Source organism: Lysobacter sp. K5869 (genome assembly GCF_018847975.1).
In the GTDB taxonomy this organism is placed as follows: Bacteria; Pseudomonadota; Gammaproteobacteria; order Xanthomonadales; family Xanthomonadaceae; genus Lysobacter.
In genome coordinates, this window is sequence record NZ_CP072597.1 from 3,114,800 (window position 1) to 3,136,479 (window position 21,680).

General features: G+C 69.3%; 17 protein-coding genes and 1 tRNA gene. 11 read left to right on the forward strand and 7 right to left on the reverse strand.

Annotated features, from left to right (window positions below; translation table 11 throughout):
* Positions 1–243: 243 nt before the first annotated feature.
* Positions 244–1,161, reverse strand: coding sequence for an OmpA family protein (locus J5226_RS13535; protein WP_215835029.1), 918 nt, complete (start codon positions 1,159–1,161; stop codon positions 244–246).
* A gap of 340 nt (positions 1,162–1,501) precedes the next feature.
* Positions 1,502–3,595: a S8 family peptidase gene (locus J5226_RS13540; protein ID WP_215835030.1), complete on the reverse strand. Its 2,094-nt coding sequence runs from the start codon at positions 3,593–3,595 to the stop codon at positions 1,502–1,504.
* A 621-nt stretch (positions 3,596–4,216) separates the two neighbouring features.
* Here J5226_RS13540 and J5226_RS13545 point away from each other — a divergent pair.
* From J5226_RS13545 to cgtA, 4 genes are all read left to right on the forward strand, one after another.
* Complete coding sequence (locus J5226_RS13545) at positions 4,217–4,648, forward strand: hypothetical protein (RefSeq protein WP_215835031.1); 432 nt, start codon at positions 4,217–4,219, stop codon at positions 4,646–4,648.
* 204 nt (positions 4,649–4,852) lie between these two features.
* Positions 4,853–5,173 carry a 50S ribosomal protein L21 gene (rplU, locus tag J5226_RS13550; RefSeq protein ID WP_215835032.1) on the forward strand — a complete coding sequence of 107 codons (321 nt, stop codon included), beginning with the start codon at positions 4,853–4,855 and terminating at the stop codon, positions 5,171–5,173.
* A gap of 12 nt (positions 5,174–5,185) precedes the next feature.
* Entirely contained in the window at positions 5,186–5,446 is a 261-nt protein-coding gene (gene rpmA, locus J5226_RS13555; RefSeq protein ID WP_096377447.1) for a 50S ribosomal protein L27, read from the forward strand.
* 226 nt (positions 5,447–5,672) lie between these two features.
* Positions 5,673–6,740, forward strand: a complete 1,068-nt coding sequence (gene cgtA, locus J5226_RS13560; RefSeq protein WP_215835033.1) for an Obg family GTPase CgtA — start codon at positions 5,673–5,675, stop codon at positions 6,738–6,740.
* 18 nt (positions 6,741–6,758) lie between these two features.
* Here cgtA and J5226_RS13565 read toward each other — a convergent pair whose 3' ends face one another.
* Together J5226_RS13565 and rpsT are read right to left on the reverse strand one after the other, a co-directional pair.
* Positions 6,759–6,992 carry a hypothetical protein gene (locus J5226_RS13565; protein ID WP_215835034.1) on the reverse strand — a complete coding sequence of 78 codons (234 nt, stop codon included), beginning with the start codon at positions 6,990–6,992 and terminating at the stop codon, positions 6,759–6,761.
* 22 nt (positions 6,993–7,014) lie between these two features.
* Complete coding sequence (gene rpsT / locus J5226_RS13570) at positions 7,015–7,287, reverse strand: 30S ribosomal protein S20 (RefSeq protein ID WP_074866324.1); 273 nt, start codon at positions 7,285–7,287, stop codon at positions 7,015–7,017.
* A 209-nt stretch (positions 7,288–7,496) separates the two neighbouring features.
* Between rpsT and murJ the strand changes: the two genes are divergently transcribed.
* From murJ to ispH, 5 genes are all read left to right on the forward strand, one after another.
* Positions 7,497–9,125, forward strand: coding sequence for a murein biosynthesis integral membrane protein MurJ (gene murJ / locus J5226_RS13575; protein ID WP_215835035.1), 1,629 nt, complete (start codon positions 7,497–7,499; stop codon positions 9,123–9,125).
* Positions 9,126–9,355: 230 nt separating this feature from the next.
* Positions 9,356–10,363 (forward strand): bifunctional riboflavin kinase/FAD synthetase, encoded by a 1,008-nt coding sequence (locus J5226_RS13580; protein ID WP_215835036.1) that lies wholly within the window; start codon positions 9,356–9,358, stop codon positions 10,361–10,363.
* Between the two features lie 138 nt (positions 10,364–10,501).
* Positions 10,502–13,360: an isoleucine--tRNA ligase gene (gene ileS / locus J5226_RS13585; protein ID WP_215840425.1), complete on the forward strand. Its 2,859-nt coding sequence runs from the start codon at positions 10,502–10,504 to the stop codon at positions 13,358–13,360.
* Between the two features lie 85 nt (positions 13,361–13,445).
* Positions 13,446–13,970 carry a signal peptidase II gene (gene lspA, locus J5226_RS13590; RefSeq protein WP_215835037.1) on the forward strand — a complete coding sequence of 175 codons (525 nt, stop codon included), beginning with the start codon at positions 13,446–13,448 and terminating at the stop codon, positions 13,968–13,970.
* A gap of 98 nt (positions 13,971–14,068) precedes the next feature.
* Positions 14,069–15,019, forward strand: a complete 951-nt coding sequence (gene ispH, locus J5226_RS13595) for a 4-hydroxy-3-methylbut-2-enyl diphosphate reductase (RefSeq protein WP_215835038.1) — start codon at positions 14,069–14,071, stop codon at positions 15,017–15,019.
* A gap of 91 nt (positions 15,020–15,110) precedes the next feature.
* Here the strand turns inward: ispH and J5226_RS13600 are convergent, their stop codons facing one another.
* Both J5226_RS13600 and J5226_RS13605 read right to left on the reverse strand, forming a co-directional pair.
* Positions 15,111–16,730, reverse strand: coding sequence for a hypothetical protein (locus J5226_RS13600; protein ID WP_215835039.1), 1,620 nt, complete (start codon positions 16,728–16,730; stop codon positions 15,111–15,113).
* 184 nt (positions 16,731–16,914) lie between these two features.
* On the reverse strand, positions 16,915–18,519 hold the full coding sequence (locus J5226_RS13605) for a hypothetical protein (RefSeq protein WP_215835040.1): 1,605 nt from the start codon (positions 18,517–18,519) through the stop codon (positions 16,915–16,917).
* A 777-nt stretch (positions 18,520–19,296) separates the two neighbouring features.
* Between J5226_RS13605 and J5226_RS13610 the strand changes: the two genes are divergently transcribed.
* Together J5226_RS13610 and J5226_RS13615 are read left to right on the forward strand one after the other, a co-directional pair.
* Entirely contained in the window at positions 19,297–20,298 is a 1,002-nt protein-coding gene (locus J5226_RS13610) for a glycoside hydrolase family 16 protein (protein ID WP_215835041.1), read from the forward strand.
* A 177-nt stretch (positions 20,299–20,475) separates the two neighbouring features.
* Positions 20,476–20,551 (forward strand) — tRNA-Thr (locus tag J5226_RS13615).
* A gap of 164 nt (positions 20,552–20,715) precedes the next feature.
* On the opposite strand, the gene J5226_RS13620 is transcribed toward J5226_RS13615, so the two are convergent.
* The gene (locus tag J5226_RS13620) at positions 20,716–21,429 is read right to left on the reverse strand and encodes a hypothetical protein (protein ID WP_215835042.1); all 714 of its coding nucleotides are present in this window, start codon (positions 21,427–21,429) and stop codon (positions 20,716–20,718) included.
* Positions 21,430–21,680: the final 251 nt, after the last annotated feature.

Sequence of the window (21,680 nt, forward strand, 5' to 3'; positions counted from 1 at the left end):
GCGGCGGGCGGCGGGACGGGCGCGCGGCGGCGCGGCGCGGGACGCGGAAATGCGCGGCCCGCAAGGGCGCGGGCGCGGTTCGGGTTCGAGGTTCCACGCCGGGATCGCGATGATCCGGACCGACTGCCGCCGGCCCGACGGCGCCGCGGCGACCACGCGGCCTTGGCCGCGTTTGTCGCTTTCGTTCAGTTTCGGCCGTTCCGGGCCGGCCGGGGCGGCGAACGCCCCGTTCGATTCAGGGCGCTATTTGACCTGATTGAAACGCACCGGCGTCGCCGTCGCCCCGGTTTCGCCGCGGGTATCGAGCGCGCCGGGGTTGGCGCCGGCGACGATCAGCTGGACCTTGACCGCCTCGGCGCGCTGGCGCGACAGCGCCTCGTTGTCGGTCGGCTGGCCGGCGCCGCCGCCCGGGCCGACGATTTCGTAGCGCGCGTCCTTCGGCCCGGCGGCCATGGCTTTGGCGGCGCGGCTGAGGATGTCGAGGCTGGCCGGGGCGATGCGCGCGCCGCCTTCCTCGAAGCGCACCTCGATCTTGTTCAAGGCCTGGACGATGTCGCCGGCGCCGGATTTGCCCGGCACCAGCGCCGCCAGCGCCTGCGCCGCGGCGTCGCTGGACGCGGCCTCGCCGCCGACGCCCTCGAACAGGCCGCCGTAGCGGAAACCGGGGAACAGCGTCTTGGCCTTCTCGAGCAGCAGCGCGCGGTCGGCGTCGTTGACCTGGCCGCTGAGCTCGACGCTCTGGCCTTCGAAGGTGACCGCGACGCCGGGCATGGTCAGCGCGGCGACGAACTGCGGCAGCTTGTCTTGCCACGGCGCCGGCTTGACCGCCTTGCCGACTTCCAGGTCGCCGGCGATCTGGCCGGCGTAGGCCTGAGTCAGCGCGATGCTCAGCGCCTTGTGCGTGGCTTCGCTGTCGACGCGGCCGTCGTAGCGGATCGCGCCGTTGTTGTTGGCCAGGCCGAGCTTGGCTTCGACCGGCGGAATCGGCGTGGGCGCCGGCGCGGCGGCGCTGTCGGCGGCGGGCGCGGCGTCGGTGGCCGGCGCGGGGTCGCGGTTGCAGGCGCTCAGGCCGGCGAGGGCGGCGAGCAGGGCGGCGCCGGCGAGGAGGCCGGAGCGGGCGGTTCGGATGTTGTGGGTTCGATCGGTGCGGGCGATGCGCATGGAGTCTCCGCTGGACGGGGCTGCGAGAAAACGGGGTGGCGCGGGCGGTTCGATGCGGGGGAACGATGCGAGCGGCGCGGCGCGTGCGGCGAGTCGCCGTGCGGTGCGGCCGGTTTGCGAGGGGCGACTTGCGATGGGGCTGCGTGCGTTGGAGCGAGATGCGATAGAGCGAAGTGCGAGGCGACGGAACGCGATGGATCGGCAGTCGACGAGTTCAATGGAGTGCGCGGCTACGCGCAAGTTCCCGGCGCCCTGGATTCGCGGCGACTTCCACCGCCTGCGTCGCCGCAAACACGAAGGGCCCGGCGCACCGGGCCCTTCGCGGATTACCGCGCTGCGATCAGCGGCTCGAGTTGTAGGTGATCTCGACCGGATCGGCGCATTCCTGCGTACCGTTGTTGCACACCTTGTAGCTCATGGTGCCGCTGCCGATGATGCGGAAGGTATCGGTATTGGCGCCGGTGTTGCGAACCGTCTTGAGGATCGCACCGTTGCGCCAGATGTCGATGTTCTTCTTGCCCTTCTCCCACGACAGGTTCACCGAGGTGCGGTGGTTGGCCTGCGCGCTGGCCTTGGCGTCGAGACGGCGCGGATAGTTCGCGTCGACGAAGCTCGGGTACAGGGACATGCCGGCCGAAGCGCGGTAGCCCTTGACCTGCACGTACCACACGCCGCCCTTCGGGGTCGGGAAGAAGCAGGTCTCGTTGTTGGACGAGGTGAACGGACGGCAGTCGTAGGAGGTGCTGGTCGGTTCGGCGCCGTACTTGACGTAGATGTCCGAATCGCCGGTGCCGCCGTACAGCGCGAACAGCAGGTTCGACGCGCCGTTGGGCACCAGCAGCTGATAGCGCAGGATGCCGTTGGCGCCGACCTCGATGTTGGTCACGGTGACGCCGTTCTCCAGCTCGATCGCCGGTTCCGGTTCCGGCGCCTGCGGATCCGGCGGCAGCGCCTCGGTGCCCTTGGCGACGGCGACGGCGTAACGCGCGTCGACGATGCCCGAGCCGCACCAGTTGCTCCAGCTGCAACCGCCCGGCTGGCCGCCGACGTGCGCGGTGTTGACCAGGATCTTCTCGATTTCCGCCGGAGTCTTCGGCGTGGAAGCCGCCGACTGCATCAGCGCGACCACGCCGGCCACGTGCGGCGACGCCATCGAGGTGCCGGCCATCCACGCATAGCCTTCGCCTTCCTGGCCCTGCAGGCCCAGGTTCAAGGTCGACAGGATGTTGTCCGCCGCCGGCTGCGCGCCCGAGCCGCCGGGCGCGGCGACGTCGATCTTGTTGCCGAAGTTGGAGTAGCTCGCCAGCGCGCCGGTCGGGCCGACCGCGGAAATCGCGATCACGTTGTCGCAGTTGGCCGGCGAGAAGTTGGCCACGTCGCCGCCGGAATTGCCGGCCGCGATGACCACCGTGGTGCCGCGCGCGCGGGCCGCGGCGAACGCGGTCTGCTCGGCCGCCGAGCACGCGCCCGAACCGCCGAGGCTGAGGTTGATGACTTCGGCCGGAGTGGCGTTGTCGGGCACGCCGGCGACGCTGCCGCCCGAGGCCCAGGTCACCGCGTCGATGATGTCGGAGGTGTAGCCGCCGCAGCGGCCGAGCACGCGCACCGGCTGCACCTTGGCGTTCGGCGCGACGCCGGCCACGCCGACGCCGTTGTTGCTCACCGCGGCGATGGTGCCGGCCACGTGGGTGCCGTGCCAGCTGCTGTCCTCGGGAATGCCGAAGATGTTGCACGAGCCGTCGTGCCAATCGCCCGGATCGTTCGGATCCGCGTCGCGGCCGTCGCCGTCGACGCTGACTTCGGTGTCTTCGATGAAGTCGTAGCCCGGCAGGATGTTGGCGTTGAGATCGCTGTGCGGGGTGATGCCGGTGTCGAGCACCGCGACCACGATGCCGTCGCCCTTGGCGAGGTCCCAGGCCGGTTCCAGATTCAGGCCGCCCGGGCCGTTCTTGTAATGCCACTGCTGGGCGTAGCCCGGATCGTTGGGCACCATGGTCGGGAACTTGAGTTCGTCGCGGACGACTTCGACGATGCTCGGATCGTTCTTCATCAGCTCGATCGCCAGTTCCTTGGTGGCGGCGACATCGAGCGGCGTGTCGGTCTTGATCAGTTGCGCGCCGGTGGCGAGCGTGCGCAGCGGCTTGATGCCGACGCCGAGCGCGGACACGGCCTTGGCGTACTGCTGATTCAACGCGGCCGCGCTGAGCTTGGCCGACGCGCCGGGCGCGCGGGTGATGATGAAGCGGCTGGACGTGGCCGCGGGGGTTTGCTTGGCGGTGGCGAGCTTGGCCGCCTTCGGCGAGGCCGCGGCCTTGGCCGACGGCACCTTGTTGAACGCCGGCAGCTTGCCGCCGGAATAGGCGACCGGGGCGATCACCACGGCAGTCGCCAGCGCCAGAGCGGTCCATTTCATCGAACGTGCTTTGCGAGTCATGACAAACTTCCTTGATCCTTCGTTGCGCATGATCCCCTTCGCATCCCCTGTCGAGCGTCGGGCCTTGGTCCGCGGGCGTCGTGCGGGACGCCGCCGCGGGACTTCCTGAGCGCGGACCGCGCGGCGCTAGGCCGGCGTTGCCGCGATGTGCGTCGCGCGCGCTCGTCCGCTTCCATGCGCCGCGGGCGGCGTGGAAAACGCGGGACGTGCGTGGCGTGCGTGGGCGCAGGGTCGGGGCGCTGCGCCGACTACCGGTCTGACGACGAGAAAACAAGCTGAAGACTGCAAGCCCATGCAGGACGTCCCCGATGACGCGACTGCACCATGCTGGCGCGCGTGCGTCGCACGCGCTGCGCAAGGACGGTGCCGATCCATGTCGCGCGACCCCCTGCAAGTCGCTCGCGTCCGAAGCTAATTGAGCGCGCGGCCGACGTGCAAGTGTCATCGAAGCTGTGCTAGCGGGATGAATGCGACTGCGCGCACATACGCGCGACGCATGGATTTCGCGCGCCTTCGCCGCGGCATGCGCGCAGGCCTGGATTTTCCGGCGTTTTCGCCGGTCCGCCGTTCGGCGCGACGGCGCGCGCGGATTTTTCCCGCGAAAAATTTTCTTTCGGAAGTGTGAACTTCGTCGCCGCGCTTTCTGATGCGCTGCGGGCGATTTTCTTGAGCGACGCCACTTTTCTTGCGCTGCGTTGCGACGACGTGCGAGCGAGTGCGGCGTTGGCGCGCGAATTTATTTTCGATTGCGGAATCGTGGCGGTGAGGCGTCGCGCGTTGTTCGGATGCGGCGTCGATGCGCGCGGGCGATGTTCGCCGCAGGTTCGCATCGATGCGGTGGATTCGGCCGATCGGTCGGTCGGAATCGATGCGGTCGGAGGATTGAAGAACGGCGGCGCTGAGGTCGGCGGCGATGTGCCAGGAGACTCGATCGCAGCAAACTCGGAACCGCATCGAAGCGGTGCCGGCCGCGAAACGGCGGGACGGGGGCAGGGGCGGTCGCGCGAGGCCAGGATCGCCGCTCAGGCGCATTCAGGCGGGCGCGGCGGCTGAGTCGGGGTGGGCGGTTGCGCCCCGGGGTGAACCGGTCTTTGCGTAAGTAATTGATTTTAATGGATTGAACGCCCGCAGTAGGCGCCCGCCCGAGTTCCCCGAACCCGTGCGGTTGCCGTAACTCGCTGAAGCGCCTAGAATTCCGCTTCTGTCCGTCCATCCCTGGGCGGCGCAGGACCAAAATAACTACAGAGGAATCTGGTCATGTACGCAGTTCTGGTCACCGGCGGTAAGCAATACCGCGTGATGCAAGGCGAGACGCTCCGCGTCGAGCTGCTGGACGTCGAAGCCGGCAGCGAAATCAAGTTCGACACCGTCCTGATGCTGGGCGACGGCGAAGGCATCAAGGTCGGCGACGCGCTCAAGGGCGCCACCGTCACCGCTACGGTCGTCGGCCACGGCCGCGCCGACAAGGTGCGCATCGTCAAGTTCCGCCGCCGCAAGCACCATCGCAAGCAGATGGGCCACCGTCAGCACTACACCGAAATCCAGATCACCGGCATCGCCGGTGGCGACAACAAGTAAGGAGCAGCTGCCATGGCACACAAAAAGGGCGTAGGTTCCACCCGCAACGGCCGCGACTCCAACCCGAAGTACCTGGGCGTGAAGATCTACGGCGGTCAGGCCATCGAAGCCGGCAACATCATCGTGCGTCAGCGCGGCACCCAGTTCCACCCGGGCGCCAACGTCGGCCTCGGCCGCGACCACACGCTGTTCGCGCTGATCGACGGCAAGGTCGAGTTCTCGACCAAGGGCCCGAAGAGCCGCCGCACCGTCAGCGTCGTCGCCGCCGAGTAATCGCGCCGCGACGTTGCCGCGAGGAGCCCCGCTTCGGCGGGGTTTTTCGTTTGGGAGCGGGGAAGGAAAAGCGAGTTCGAGTGCGGGGTCGGGGAACTGCGGTCGCGCGCAGCCTTTCCCTACGCCGCATTCTTCTGGCGCCAGTTCCCCTGCGGTTAAACTCCCATCCGCAACGAATCCTCAGTTCCCCAATCCCTATTCCCCATTCCCGCTCTTAGCCCTTGCCATGAAACTCGTAGACGAAGCTGAAATCCAAGTCATCGCCGGCAACGGCGGCAACGGCTGCGTCGGTTTCCGCCGCGAGAAGTTCATTCCGCTGGGCGGGCCGGACGGCGGCGACGGCGGCGCCGGCGGCAGCGTGTGGCTGGTCGCCGACGAGAACGTCAACACCCTGGTCGATTTCCGCCACCAGAAGCAGTTCCGCGCCCAGCGCGGCGAGAACGGCATGGGCCGCCAGGCCTACGGCAAGGGCGGCGACGATCTGATCATCGTGGTGCCCGTCGGCACCGTGGTCACCAACGTCGAGACCGACGAAGTCATCGGCGACCTGACCGCGCACGGCGACCGCCTGCTGGTCGCGCGCGGCGGCAAGGGCGGCCTGGGCAACATGCATTTCAAGAGCTCGATCAACCGCACGCCGCGCAAGGCGCTGCCGGGGCTGCCGGGCGAGGAGCGCATGCTCAAGATGGAGTTGAAGCTGCTGGCCGACGTCGGCCTGCTCGGCTTCCCCAACGCGGGCAAGAGCACGCTGATCCGCGCGGTGTCGGCGGCGACGCCGAAGGTCGCGGATTATCCGTTCACCACGCTGTATCCGAATCTGGGCGTGGTCGCGGTCGAGGCGCACCGCAGCTTCGTCATCGCCGACATTCCGGGTCTGATCGAAGGCGCGGCCGACGGCGCCGGCCTCGGCGCGCAGTTCCTGCGCCATCTGCAGCGCACGCGTTTGTTGTTGCACCTCGTCGACATCGCGCCGATGGAGGGCGGGGTGGAAGGCCTGAGCCCGGCCGAGCAAGTGCGCGCGATCGAGAACGAACTGCGCAAGCACGATCCCGAATTGCTGGATAAGCCGCGCTGGCTGGTGTTCAACAAGTCCGACCTGCTGCTGGACGAGGAGCGCGAGGAGATCCTGCGCGCGACGCTCGAAGAGCTGGGCTGGAAGGATCGCTGGTACGTGGTCTCGGCGATCAGCCGCGAAGGCACCTGGCCGATCATGCTCGACGTGATGGCCTTCTTCGACCGTCAGCGCGAAGAGGCGCTGGAAGCCGCCAACGCCGCCGCCGGCCATGCGCCCTGAGCCTCGGGCTCAGCATCGTCAAAACGTGAACTCGTCGCGGCGCCGTTGGCGTCGCGGCGTCGCCGTGCGCGCGCGCCGCGCGGCCGGCTTCAATCTCGCTTCACTCGCCGCGCCGAAGATGCGCGGCATGTCCGCGTTGGTGGCCGCCCCGGCTTGCGCATCGCTGCGCTTGCGCGCGGGCGGGCAGGGTGCGGCCGCGGCGAAAAAATTGCAGGCAAACAAAAACCCGGCCGAGGCCGGGTTTGTGTTCATCGCTGCCCTGGCGGGCGGCGAATCAAGCGGCGGTAGCCAGCGCCTTGATGCGCGCGGCCAGGCGGCTCTTATGACGGGCGGCCTTGTTCTTGTGGATCAGGCCGCGGGCGCTGAAACGGTCGAGGATCGGCTGGGCGACGTCGAAAGCGGACTTGGCACCGGCGGCGTCGTTCTCGCCGAGGGCCTTGAGCACCTTCTTGACAGCGGTGCGCAGCATCGAACGCTGGCTGCCGTTACGGGCGTTGCGCACGACAGTCTGCTTGGCGCGCTTCTTGGCGGACTTGATGTTTGCCACGGTGAATTCCTGAAAATTAGGTTGGAAGCTTTGATGAAAGCCGGGTTGATGAAACTGGACGAAACACGCAGCGCCGGACGTTGGCCGAAACCGGGTCTTGCGCAGTTGCGGAAAATCAGACCCAAAAGTATGGGCGATTCAGGGGCTTGCGTCAACCCGGTGGGTTTGCGGCAAAGCCGGGCCGGGCATCCGGGCCGGGGAGGGCGGGCATGAGCAAGGGCGGCCTGCTGCGTTCCTCGGTGGTGTTCAGCGCGATGACCTTCATTTCGCGGGTCACCGGCCTGATCCGCGACCAAGTCTACGCCTGGCAGTTCGGCGCCAGCCCGGCGATGGACGCCTTCTTCGTCGCGTTCAGAATTCCGAACTTCATGCGCCGGCTCTCGGCCGAGGGCTCGTTCTCGATGGCCTTCGTGCCGGTCCTGGCCGAGTACAAGGAAAAGCACGACCACGCGGCGGTCAAGGAGCTGATCGACCGGGTCACCGGCACCCTGACCGCGGCGCTGGTGGTGCTGACCGCGGTCGTGGTGCTGGCGGCGCCCTGGGTCATGGGCGTGTTCGCGCCGGGCTTCGCCCCGGGCGGCGAGCAGTACCGGCTGGCGACCCAGATGCTGCAGATCACCTTCCCGTACGCTTTGTTCATCTCGCTGGCCTCGCTGGTCGGCGGGGTGCTCAACAGCTACGAGAAATTCGCGGTGCCGGCGCTGTCGCCGGTGTTGCTGAACATCTCGATGATCGCCGCGGCGGCCGCCGCCGCGCCGCTGATGCGGCCGTTCGGCGCCGAACCGGTGTTGGCGCTGGCCTGGGGCGTGTTCTTCGCCGGCGTGCTGCAGCTGGTGTTCCAGTTGCCGGCGCTGGCCAAGCTCGGCCTGCTGCCGCGGCCGCGCTGGGGCTGGCAGCACTCGGGCGTGCGCAAGATCCTCAAGCTGATGGTGCCGACCTTGTTCGGCTCGTCGGTGGCCCAGCTCAACTTGCTGCTGAACACCGCGCTGGCCTCGTTCCTGATCGTCGGCAGCGTCAGCTGGCTGTACCTGACCGACCGCCTGCTGGAGTTCCCGCTCGGCATGTTCGGCGTCGCCATCGGCACGGTGATCCTGCCGCATCTGTCCAAGCGCCATGCCGCGACCGACAGCGTGGGCTATTCCAAGGCGCTGGATTGGGGCTTCCGCCTGTGCCTGCTGATCGGCGTGCCGGCCTGCCTGGGCCTGGTGCTGTGCGCCGAGGCGCTGATCGCCGCGCTGTTCCAGTACGGCCGGCTGACCCCGCAGGACACCCAGATGATCCGCCTGAGCCTGATGGCGCAATCCACCGCGGTGCCGGCGTTCTTGCTGGTGAAGGTGCTGGCGCCGGCGTTCTATTCGCGCCAGGACACCAAGACCCCGGTCAAGTCGGCGGTGGTGTCGGTGGCGGTGAACCTGCTGTCCACGGTCGGCCTGTTGCTGCTCGCGGTGTATTTCAGCGACGCCGGCCGCGCCGCGCTGGCGCGCGGGGCGGGGCTGACTCAGGCGCTGGGCGAGGTGCCGGGCGCGCATGCCTGCCTCGCGCTCGCCATCGCCATCGCCGGCTGGACCAATGCCTTGCAGCTCGCGTGGTATCTGCGCCGGGCCCGGGTCTATCAGCGCCAGCCGGGCTGGGGGCGGTTCCTGCGCCAGATCGGCGTGGCCAGCGCGGGTCTGAGCGCGGTGGTGCTGTTCCTGCTGTGGCTGTGGCCGGGCTGGACCGGCTGGCCGTGGTGGGAGCGCGGCTGGAAGCTGGCGGTGGTGGTCGGCGCCGGCGGCGCGGTGTACGGCGCGCTGCTGTGGCTGCAGGGCATCCGGCCGCGGGATCTGCGCGGGCATTGAGGCCGAAGGCGGCGACGGATCGCGGGCCCGGGCGCGGCTCCCGGCCTGTCGCGGCGCGGCGATCCGGGCCGCGGCGAGGCCGCCCCCGCGCGGTTCGTCGCCGGCTCCGCGCGCAACCGCGTCGAACCGGCGGTGTTCGATGCCATTGAGAGCGGCGGCCGGCGGCTATACTTCCTGATTCATCCTTCAAGCCGTATCCCGGGCGACCGGGTCGCCACGCCAGAATCCGAATGAGCAGGCTGTTTCGAGACGTCGACCGCGGGACGCGTTGCCCGCACGGCAGTGTGGTCTGCATCGGCGCCTTCGATGGCCTGCACCTGGGCCACCGCGCGCTGGTGCGCCACACGGTAGCGCGCGCGCGCGCCTTGGGCGTGCCGGCGGTGGCGCTGAGCTTCGAGCCGCTGCCGCGCGAGTTCTTCGCCCCGGCCGCGCCGCCGCCGCGTTTGCTATTGCCGCGGGCCAAGGCCGCCGGCCTGCTGGCGCTGGACGCCGATCAGGTCGGCCTGCTGCGCTTCAACCGCGAGCTGAGCAGCTGGAGCGGCGAGGAATTCGTCGAGCGCGTGCTGGTGAAGCAGCTGGCCGCGCGCGAAGTCTGGGTCGGCCCGCAATTCCGCTTCGGCAAGGCGCGCGGCGGCGACATCGAACTGCTGCGGCGCATGGGCGAGGCCGCCGGCTTCGGCGCGCACGAAATCGAGCCGGTGCACCTGGACGGCGAACGCGTGTCGAGCACCCGCATCCGCGAAACCATCCTGGCCGGCGACTTCGCCGCCGCCGCGCGCTTGCTCGGCCGGCCGTACGCCATTGGCGGCCATGTCGTGCGCGGCCAGCAGCTCGGCCGCACCCTCGGCTTTCCGACCGCCAACCTGCGCTTCGGCGGCAAGACGCCGGCGCTGTCGGGCATCTACGCGACCTGGGTGCACGGCATCGGCGATCGCCCGCGTCCGTCGGTGTCGAGCCTGGGCACGCGCCCGACCGTGGCCGGCGTGGAGCCGCTGCTGGAGGCGCATCTGTTCGATTTCGACGGCGACCTGTACGGTCGCAGGATCGAGGTCGAATTCGTCGCCCACCTGCGCGCCGAACTGAAGTTCCCCGATCTGGCGACGCTGACCGTGCAGATGCACCGCGACGCCGCACAGGCGCGCGAGCTGCTGGCGCTCGACGCGCAGCGCCGCCGCCTCGATCCCGCTACGCCGCCCGATCCGCAGCGCGCGCCCGCCGCCGCCGAAAAAACCGCTTGACCCCTTAGCGCGAACCGTTAGCGCCATTCACTCCGCCGAAGATCCCGTCCGAGACCCGCTGTGACCAACGACCCGAGCCAACCCGCCGCCGGCAACCCGTACAAGGCCACCTTGCTGCTGCCGGCGACCGAATTCCCGATGCGAGGCGACCTGCCCAAGCGCGAGCCGGAGACGCTGGCGCGCTGGGAAGGCGAAGGCCTGTATCAGCGAATTCGCGCGAAGGTGAAGGACCGCGAGCGCAGCTTCGTGCTTCACGACGGCCCGCCGTACGCCAACGGCGAGATCCACATCGGCCACGCGCTCAACAAGGTGCTCAAGGACATCGTGGTCAAGTCCAAGCTGCTGTCCGGCTTCGACGCGCCCTATGTTCCGGGCTGGGATTGCCACGGCCTGCCGATCGAGACCAAGGTCGAGAAGACCTACGGCAAGGTCGGCGAGAAGCTCGACGCCGCGCAGTTCCGCGCCAAGTGCCGCGAATACGCCGCCAGCCAGATCGAGCTGCAGCGCCGCGACTTCAAGCGCCTGGGCGTGATCGGCGATTGGGAGAACCCGTACCTGACCATGGATTTCCGCTACGAGGCGGACATCATGCGGTCGCTGGCCAAGATCGTCGAACGCGGCCATTTGGTGCGCGGCTCCAAGCCGGTGCATTGGTGCTTCGACTGCGGCTCGGCCCTGGCCGAGGCGGAGATCGAATACCACGACAAGGAATCCACCCAGATCTACGTGCGCTATCCGGTGCTCGACCGCAAGCGCGTGTTCGACGCGTTCGGGATCGAGGACGACGGCAGCCCGCTGTCGGTGCCGATCTGGACGACCACGCCGTGGACGCTGCCGGCGAGCCTGGCGGTGTCGATGGGTCCGAACGTCGAGTATTCGCTGGTGCGGATCGAGCCGGGCGAGGAATCGCTGTTCAAGGAACCGGCGCAGCGTCCGGAATATCTGCTGCTGGCGCACGACTTGACCGCCAGCGTGTTGAGCGCGATCGCCAACGTCGATGCGCTCAAGCAGGGCCACAGCGTCGAAACCCGCGACTGGTCCTCGCATCCGGGCGAGGTCTTCGAAGGCCTGCGCCTGCGCCATCCGTTCTACGCCGAGCGCGAAATCCCGGTGCTGTTGGGCGATCACGTGACCACCGACGCCGGCACCGGCGCGGTCCACACCGCGCCCGGCCACGGCCAGGAGGACTACGCGGTCTCGCTCAAGTACGGCCTGATCGCGCGCTACACCGCCGCGCAGATCAATCCGGTCGACGCGCGCGGCCTGTACCTGCCGTCGACGCCGCCGGCGGGCGAGCACGTCCTGGCCGGCAAGCACATCTTCAAGAGCGACGAGCTGCTGCTGGAGATCCTGCGCGAGAACGGCGCGCTGCTGGCGCGCGGCAAGATCAAGCACAGCTATCCGCATTGCTGGCGGCACAAGACGCCGGTGGTGTTCCGCGCCACGCCGCAGTGGTTCATCTCGATGGAGCAGGCCGGCCTGCGCCGCGACGCGCTGGCCGCGATCCCGGGCGTGACCTGGATCCCGGGCTGGGGCGAGTCGCGCATCTACAACATGATCGAGAGCCGTCCGGACTGGACCATCTCGCGCCAGCGCTACTGGGGCGTGCCGATCGCGCTGTTCTTCCATCGCGAGACCGGCCAACCGCATGCGCGCACGGTCGAAATCATGCGTCAGGTCGCCGACGCGGTGGAGCGCGAGGGCGTGGACGCGTGGTACGCGATGACCGCCGAGCAGTTGCTGGGCGAGGAGGCCGGCGACTACGAGAAGGTCACCGACATCCTCGACGTCTGGTTCGATTCCGGCGCCAGCCACGAGTGCGTGCTCGCGCAGCGGCCGCAGGACGGCCTGCGCAAGCCGGCCGATCTGTACCTGGAAGGCTCCGACCAGCACCGCGGCTGGTTCCACAGCGCGCTGCTGACCGGCGTGGCGATGGACGGCGTGGCGCCGTACCGGCAAGTGCTGACGCATGGCTTTACGGTCGACGAGCAAGGCAAGAAGCAGTCCAAGTCGCTCGGCAACGTGGTGGTGCCGCAGAAGGTCATCGATGCGATGGGCGCGGACGTGCTGCGCCTGTGGGTCGCCTCGACCGACTTCAGCGCCGAGATGTCGGTGTCGGACAAGATCCTCAAGCAGAACGCCGACGTTTACCGCCGCATCCGCAACACCGCGCGCTTCCTGCTCGGCAACCTCAGCGGTTTCGATCCGGCGCGCGACTGCGTGGCGCTGGACGACATGGTCGCGCTCGACCGCTGGATCGTGCACCGCGCCAGCGAGCTGCAGGACCGCATCGCCGCCGCGTACGAAAGCTACGATTTCGCCGAAATCGTGCAGCTGCTGTCGAACTTCTGCAGCGTCGACCTGGGTTCGCTGTACCTGGACGTGACCAAGGACCGCCTCTACACCATGCGCGAGGATTCGCGCGGCCGCCGTTCGGCGCAGAGCGCGATGTACCGCATCGCCGAGGCGTTCGTGCGCTGGATCGCGCCGGTCCTGGCCTTCACCGCCGACGAAATGTGGCGCCACCTGCCGGCCAACACCGAGCACGGCCCGCGCGAAGACAACGTGCTGTTCGCCACCTGGTACGACGGCCTGGCGCCGCTGCCGGCGGACGCGGCGCTGTCGGACGAGGACTTCAAGCGCCTGCTGGAATTGCGCGAGAACGTCACCCGCGCGCTCGAGCCGATGCGCGCGGCCGGCGAGATCGGCGCGGCGCTGGAGGCGGAGATCACCTTGCGTTGCGGCGTCGCCGATCAGAACTGGCTGGCGCCGCTGACCGACGAACTGCGCTTCTTGTTCATCAGCGGCGATGTCGAGGTGGTGGCGGACGACGGCATCCAGGACATCGCGGTGCTGACGGCCAAGACCGCGAAGCACAAGTGCGTGCGCTGCTGGCATTACCGCGCCGACGTCGGCGCCGACCCGAAGCACCCGGAACTGTGCGGACGCTGCGTGAGCAACGTCGAAGGCCCGGGCGAAGAGCGCCGCTGGTTCTGATGCGGCCGCGGCGCGCGCAGCGATGCGCGCGCCGTCTTCCGATCCCCGATCCTCGATTTCCGATTCATAACGACCCCAAGACCCGATGACCTCAAGCACCCCCGCCAAGAACGCGCTGCCCTGGCTGATCGTCTCGATCGCGGTGATCGCGCTCGACCAGTGGAGCAAGAACTGGGTGCTGGCCTCGCTGCCGGAATACACCCCCGTGGTGGTGATCGAAGGTTTCTGGAACTGGTACCGCAGCTACAACACCGGCGCGGCTTTCAGTTTCCTCAGCGACGCCGGCGGCTGGCAGAAGTATTTCTTCCTGGTCCTGGCGGTCGGCATCAGCGGCCTGCTGGCGCGCTGGCTGGCGCGCACGCCGCGCGGCGAGTGGAAGACCGCGCTGCCGTACTCGCTGGTGATCGGCGGGGCGATCGGCAACGTCATCGACCGCCTGCTGCACGGCCACGTGGTCGATTTCATCCAGTGGTACTGGCGCACCTGGTACTGGCCCTCGTTCAACATCGCCGATGCGGCCATCGTGGGCGGCGCCATCGGCATCGCGGCGTTCGGGCTGTTCAGCAAGCCCGAGGCCGAACCGCGGCCGCCCGGAACCGGCAAGGCCTGAGCGTCGGCGGATCGCGCGCAACGCCGCGTTCCGCTGCCGCCGGCTCACTTCCGCTCATCGCGTCAGCCCGCCTGCCGGGACCGGAGTACAATCGCGTTATGGACGTTCTGCTCGCCAACCCCCGCGGCTTCTGCGCCGGCGTCGACCGCGCCATCGAGATCGTCAAGCGCGCGATCGAGACGCTCGGCGCGCCGATCTACGTGCGCCACGAAGTCGTGCACAACCGCTTCGTCGTCGACGACCTCAAGCACCGCGGCGCGATCTTCGTCGAGGAACTCGACGAGGTGCCCGACGGCGCCACCGTGATCTTCAGCGCCCACGGCGTGTCCAAGGCGGTGCGCGCGGAAGCCGAACGGCGCGGGCTCAAGGTGTTCGACGCGACCTGCCCGCTGGTGACCAAGGTCCACCTGGAAGTCTCGCGCCACTGCCGCGCCGGGCGCGACGTGGTGCTGATCGGCCACGAAGGCCATCCCGAAGTCGAAGGCACGATGGGCCAGTGGAAGCGCGAGGCCGGTTCGGGCCGCATCTATCTGGTCGAGGACGCCGAAGACGTCGCCGCGATGCAGGTCGATCAGCCGGAGAATCTGGCCTACACCACCCAAACCACGTTGTCGGTCGACGACACTCGCAGCGTGATCGAAGCGCTGCGCGCCAAGTACCCCGCGGTGCAGGGCCCGAAGAACGACGACATCTGCTACGCCACCCAGAACCGCCAGGATTCGGTGCGCGAACTCGCCGCGCGCTGCGATCTGGTGCTGGTGGTCGGCTCGCCGAACAGCTCCAATTCCAACCGCCTGCGCGAGTTGGCCGAGCGCGAGGGCGTGGCCGCGTATCTGATCGACGGCGCGATCGAGATCGACCCGCGCTGGGTCGAGGGCCGCCAACGCATCGGCATCACCGCCGGCGCCTCGGCGCCGGAAGTGCTGGTGCGCGGCGTGATCGAGCGTCTGCGCGAACTCGGCGCCGCGCACGTGGCCGAGCTCGACGGCGAGCCGGAGGACATGGTGTTCGCGTTGCCGAAGGAATTGCGCTTGCAGTTGATCAACTGAGCGCCGCGCGCTCGACGCGCTGACGACGCGGCCGGTCCGATGAGGACCGGCCGTTGCTTTTTACGGCTTCGATTTCCTACTGCGCGCGCGCTCAGCGCCCCGAACGCAACCGGCACGCGCTGTCGTTCGTGCGCGGATCGATCAAGGCGTAACGGCCCGGATCGTAGCCGTCGCCCTCGCGCCGCACCGCCGCGTTGGCGAAGGCCGAGCCGCGGCCGTCGCCGTCGATGCGCGCGAACGCGTCGATGCGATACGCCGCCGGCGCGGGCCCGCCCGCGCTCAACGCATAGGCCGGCGCTTGCCCGGGCAAGTCGATCCGGCGCAGGCGCGCTTTCGCGGCGACGCCGGCGCCGCTGCCGCCGACGCCGCTGTCGGCGCTGGCGAACCAGCCGCTCGGGCTGAAGCCGAGGAAACGGCCGGGGTTGGCCGGATCGGCGAAGCAGTACGTGCGGTTGTGCACGCGCGCGATCGTGTACTGGTCGAACGAGCCCGAATCGATGCCGAGCACGATGCGTCCGCCGTTGTCGACCGCGATTTCGCGCACGCGCGCGAACACGTCGCCGGTGTCGAAGGGCTCTAACACGAACGCGGGGTCGACCGAGCCGTCCATGGCGAAGCGCTGCATGCCGATGCGCGGCGTTTCGCCGATGCGGTAGTAAGCGACCGTCGCGCGGCCGTCGGCGAGCACGGTCAAGCGGCCGGGGGATTCCAGGTCGGGCCGGCGGAAACGGTAATCGAAGCGGCCGTCGGGATGGTGCCGCACCACGGTGCCGCGCCAAGGCAGATGGGGAGCGGACGGCCATACGTCGTGACTGGTGAGGATGCTGCCGTCGCTTTGCAGCGCGAACCCCTGGATGCCGTAGGAAGCGAATCGATAACTCTCGACCACGCGCCCGTCGCGGCCGAATTCGGTATCCAGGCGGCCGTCGGCGCGCAAGCGCATCAACAGCAGGCCGCGCTCCTGCACGGTGCCGGCCATCACGATGCGCCCGTCGGCTTGCAGCGCCACGTGTTCGATGTAGCCGCCGTAACGCGCGGTGGGAAAGTCGGTGATGCTGACGCCGCCCACGCCGAAGCCGGTGTCGGCGCTGCCGTCGGCGCGCAGGCGCACGGCCACCGCATAGCCGTGGCGCGGCGCGGCGGGATAGCCGCCGGTGCCGGCCAGGACGATGGCGCCGTCGGCTTGCCGCGCGAACGCTGCGAGCCCGAAGTCGATGCCGGTGTCGAACACGGCCATGCCGCCGTCGCCGAAGTCGGTGTCGGCGCTGCCGTCGGGGTTGAAGCGCATCAGCATCGGCTGCGATTCGAGCCTGCCGACGATCAGGATCTTGCCGTCGGGCAACAGCGCCAGATGGTCGCACGACGACCAGCCCGAGCCGAACGGCAGACCGAAACGCACTTGGCCGTCGCGGCCGAAGCCGGTGTCGATGCGGCCGTCCTCGCGCAGCCGCAGCAGGCGGCAGCGGTAGGTGCCGACCGGGCCTTTGTGATCGCGGCTGAGCGCGAGCACGCGGCCGTCGTCTTGAACGGCGATGGCGTCCAGGCCTTCTTCGCTGTCGCCGCTCAACGGCCTCGACAGTCCGTTGAGGCCGAAGCCGCGGTCGAGCGCGCCGTCGCGCGGCGTCGCGGCGATGGAGGGAAGCGACGCGGCGAGCAGCGCGGCGGACAGCGCGATCGCGCGCAGCGGGGAGCGGAACGGAGGGGCGGGCATCGCGACTCCTGGGCGAGGGCGCGCGGCGCGCACGGTGCGCGCCGCGCCGGGTCGGGCGCTCGCAGGCGGGCATCGCGCTCGCGCACGTACGCAAGCGCGCAACGCGAACCCGCGCAGCGCGCGCATGAGGGAACGGCGCGGCGGCGGGGCGTCGAGCCCCGGCCGCCGCGCCCTCGTCAGCGGATCAGCGCCCCGGCAAAATCTTGCACGCCGGGTCGTTCATCTGCGCATCGATCAGGCCGTACACCGCCGGCGCCTGCCCGCGCTTGACCACGTTGGCGAAGCCGAAGCCGCGCACGTCGCCGGTGACGGCGAAAGCGTCGACCCGATACGCCGCCGGCGACGGGCCGCCGGCGCTGAGCACGCGGCCGGCCGGCCGTCCCGGCGGTTGCGCCGAACGCAGGCGGCCTTGCGCGACCAAACCTTGGCCGCTGCCGCCGACGCCGCTGTCGACGGTGGCGAACCAGCCGCTTTCGCTGAAGCCGATCCAGCGGCCCGGATTGACCGGGTCGGCGAGGCAGTACGTGGTCGCGGCCACGCGCGCCAGGCCGATGCGGTTCTCGTCGCTGAGCCACGCGGCGACCACCATGCGGCCGCTGCCCGGCACGGCCAGATCGATGAAGTAATCCTCGTTGCCGCCGAAGTCGATCGGCGCGACCGCGAAGGTGGTATCGACCGAGCCGTCCGGATTCACGCGCTGCAAGCGGCCGGGCTTGGGCGCGGCCCCGGCGGTGTTGCCGACCACGAGCACGCGGCCGTCGGCTTGCGGCGCCAAGCGGCCGGAGACGTCGAGATCCGGGCGGTGATAAGTCGTATCCAGGCGACCGTCGGCGTTGTGGCGCAGCAGCGTGCCGCGCACGCCGCCGCCGGCGACGATGGGATGGCTGCTGAGGAACTTGCCGTCGGCCTGCAGCACCAGGCCTTGCGCGCCGGCGTCGAGGCCGGTGATGCGGTCCACCGTGCTGCCGTCCTTGCCGAAGCCCGGATCCGGGCGGCCGTCGGCGAGATAGCGCGCGATCAGATTCCAGCGCCCGCCGCCGCCGGCGACGACGATCTTGCCGTCGGGCTGCAGCAGCACGTGCTGTGCGCCCGCGCCTTGAGCCTGCTCGGGATGCGGCGTCACCACCACGCCCTTGCGGCCGAACCCGTTGTCGGCGCGGCCGTCGCCGCGATAGCGCGCGAGCACCACCGCGTCTTGCCCCGTGCCGGCATCGAAGCGCTTGCCGGCGGCGACGATGCGGCCGTCGGCCTGCAGCGCCAAACCGTAGAACTCGTCGAGCCCGCCGACGTCGAGCGTCTGCACGCCGTCGCGCGAGAAGCTGCGGTCGGTCTTGCCGTCGGCGAGGAAGCGCAGCAACAGCGCATCGCCCTTGTTGCCGCCGGCGACCAGGATGCGGCCGTCGGCCTGCACCGCGAGCGCGCGGCAGGCCGCGGGCTTGGCGTCGGAGCGCAGCTTGATCCGCACCTCGCCGTTGGCGCCGAAGCTCGGGTCGAGCTTGCCGCTGGCATCGAAGCGCAGCAATCGGCACTGCAGATAATTCCGGTGCAGCGGCTCGTCGCCGCCGCCTTCGCCGACGGTGAGGATCTTGCCGTCGGACTGGATCGCCACGGCGCGGACGAAGTCGTCGTTGACCGGGAAATCGGTGACGACCAGACCGCGGCGGCCGAACGCCGGATCGAGCGCGCCGTCGGGCAGCTTGGCCAGCGCCGAGGGCGCCAGCGCGGCGAGCGACAGACCGCAGGCGATGGCGAACGGCAGCGCGCGTGGGACTGCGTGGGAACGGATCATGGGGGGGCTCCTGCTGCGTGAGATGGGCAGCGGTCGGCGGCCCCCTGCATCCTCGACCGCGCGGCGAGACTCGGCGATCGCCCCGTCGCGCGCAATCGGGCGCGGCCGCAAAACCGCACATTCGGGTGGGCGATGTGCGAAAGCGGCAAGCCGTTAGCGCAATCGACGTGCGCGGCGCAGCGCTCTCGCGCAAACGCGCGCGCGACGTGGTGTGATCCGATTAGCGCTGTTGTTGCGCTGCGCGTTGGCGGCGGGCGAGGGCGCGGTTTGCGCGTGCGGGCGGTTCGATGGCGTGGGTTGCGCTGTTTTTAGAGATGTTTGGAGATCGGTTGCGTTCGGTCGCGGTCGTTGTTTCGATGCGACAGCGACAACGACAACAACGATGCGACGCGACGCGACGCGCAACGATCCATCGATAGCCGGGCACCGCCGCGTTTGCTCAGCGCGCGGCGACAACGCGCGCGACTCGGCGCCGTCGCGCGCGAACGAGCGGTCGGATCGAGGGGCCGGGCGATGAGATCGGATCGGGCGCCGCGCGTCCGCTCGGCGGGCAGGGCGGGGCGCCACGGTGCGGGCTGCGCAAACGCAGGGCGCAGGCTGCAGCTTTGTCCGCTCAGGTCATTTCGTCCCGAGATCGACTTTCCCTGGCCTTTTTGTGTTTTTGAGTATTTATGGCGACGGCCCGGCTCGGGCCTGTTTGACAACGTTGTCTATAGTGCGCGAGGTTTACCGGCTGCGATCCAACCACCACGACCGGCCACGAAGAAGGACAACGCCATGGGGCAGCGCCGTACGTTTCGCGTCAGCATTCTCGTCGCCTCGCTGATCATCGCCGGCTGCAGCGCCGGCAACGATCCGACGAGCGCAAAACCCGCCGAACCGGCGCAAGCCGCGAGTGCGCCCGCCGCGCCCGCGACGAGCGATCCGGTGTTCTTCGACGACTTCAACTACGCCGACATGGCCGCGTTCAACGCCAACGGCTGGAAGGCGCGCACCGAAACCGGCCACCCCGGCATCAAGGGCGCGGCGTGGTCGGCCGAAGGGCTGTCGTTCCACTCCGACATTCCAGACACCGCCGCCGGCGCGGTGCGCATGAGCTCGGTGACCGACGGCACCGGCGAGAAAACCCGTCAGACCCAGTTCTGCCACGCGCGCAAGTACCGCGAAGGCACTTACGCCGCGCGCGTGTTCTTCCGCGACGAACCGAACTCGGGGCCGGACGGCGACGAAGTCATCCAGACCTTCTACGCCATCAGCCCGCTCAAGGCGCCGATGGACAAGAACTACAGCGAGACCGACTTCGAGTACCTGCCCAACGGCGGCTGGGGCGAAAACGCCAAGCCGGCGATGTGGACCACGAGCTGGGACACCTTCCAACTCGAGCCGTGGACCAAGGTCAACGAATTCACCCGCCACGAAGGCAGCTACGCCGGCTGGCATACCCTGGTGCTCACCGTCGCCGACAAGCAGCTGAAGTACTACGTCGACGGCAAGCTGTTCTCCGAACACAGCAGCGCGGTGTACCCGGAAGACTTCATGTCGATCAACTTCAACCTGTGGTTCATGCCCAAGGGCGCGGACGGCTCGCTCGGCCCGGTGGATTCGCCGGAACTGCGCGAATACCGCGAAGACATCGACTGGGTGTTCTTCCACGAGGGCGCGGCGCTCGCGACCGCCGACGTGGAAGCGCGGGTCGCCGATATGCGCGGCAAGAAGGTGGCGTACATCGACAACGTCAAGGAGCAGAACCCGAAGCTGCCGTCGCCTTGCGGGTTGTGATCGGGCTCGCTCGCGGGGGGCGGGCGATTCGTTCTTGCGGGGTAAGCGCGTAGCGCGCCCCAGGGCCCACGACCCGCCCGCGAACCCCGGGACAGGCCGGCGCCCGGCCCGGGGCGTCGGATTGCGCTCTTGTCCGAATTGACCGGACCACCCCGGCCCCCTAGAATTGCCGTCCTCGCCGGAATAGCTCAGTTGGTAGAGCGGCGCATTCGTAATGCGTAGGTCGCAGGTTCGACTCCTGTTTCCGGCACCAGATGAAGAAAAACGCCCGGCTCGCGCCGGGCGTTTTTTTATGCGCCGCGCGCGGCACCGATGGCGGAGGCCAGGCGCGCCGGGGGATGCCGGTTCCGGCGAGCCCTCGCGCGCCAGCCGCCGCGCGCGGCTCCCGACACCCCCGCTGTCGCGGCGCGAAACCCTTCAGCGCGCCGGCGCGGGGATCGCCTCGTACCCGGGCTGATAGAACCCGCGCGCCCCGGTTTCGCCGCTCAACTCGCCGCCGCTGCAGCGGTAGCTGCGCTCGTCGTAGGAAAAATTGGTGACGATGACCGCGTTGGCCTCGTCGCGGCGGCGGAACTGCGGGCCGGTCTGGACGCGGTATTCGGCCTGGCCCGGACCGCGCTCGACCACGCCGTCGCTGATGACCAACACCTGCCGGGTCGTGCCCGGTTCGGTGTCGCGCGGCTGCGCCTCGGCCAGGGCGCGGTCCTCGCGCGCGGTCTGTTCGAGGAAGGCCTTGCAGGCGGCGTAGTCGGGGAAGCGTTTGGGCTCGATCGGCTGGCCGGGGAGGTGGCCGCTGGCCAGGGCGGCCGGAGCGGCCGCAAGCGTCGCGGCGGTCAGCAGCAGCGCGAGGCCGCGGCGGCGAAGCTCGGATGAGCGTGGACGGGCGGTTTCTTCCATGAGCGTGGCTTCCGATGCGGGAATGCGGCCGGGTGGCGTCGCCGGCGCAGTATCGCAGCGTGGTCGGGCAAGGCAAGCCGTCGCGCGCTCGGCCGCGCGGCGCCTGAAACGGCTGCAGGTTCTGCCGAACGATCGCCATCGACCGGCAGGGGGCGGCGCTGCGGAGCCGATCGAGCCGTTGGCTTGGATCCAGTCGATAGCGGCGCCGCCCTGAGCGCGCACGCGGTCAGCCAAGGCGGCACTTCGTTGGCCCTCGGCCTTTCGTCGTCGACCGGTGGCGCCAGGCGGCCGAACGCGGCGGTTGCGTTCGATTTCGCAGCGACGCCCGCCCCAATCTCAACTCTTGATAAAGCCGGCACTTAGCATGTTTTTCGTGCAGTCCATGGACGTGGCGTGAGTCGCTCCGCGGGGTGCAGATGAATCGTATGAACGATTGCAAAAAGCAGGGTTGTCGATTGACGGCCGCTCATCCCGATGTGACGCTG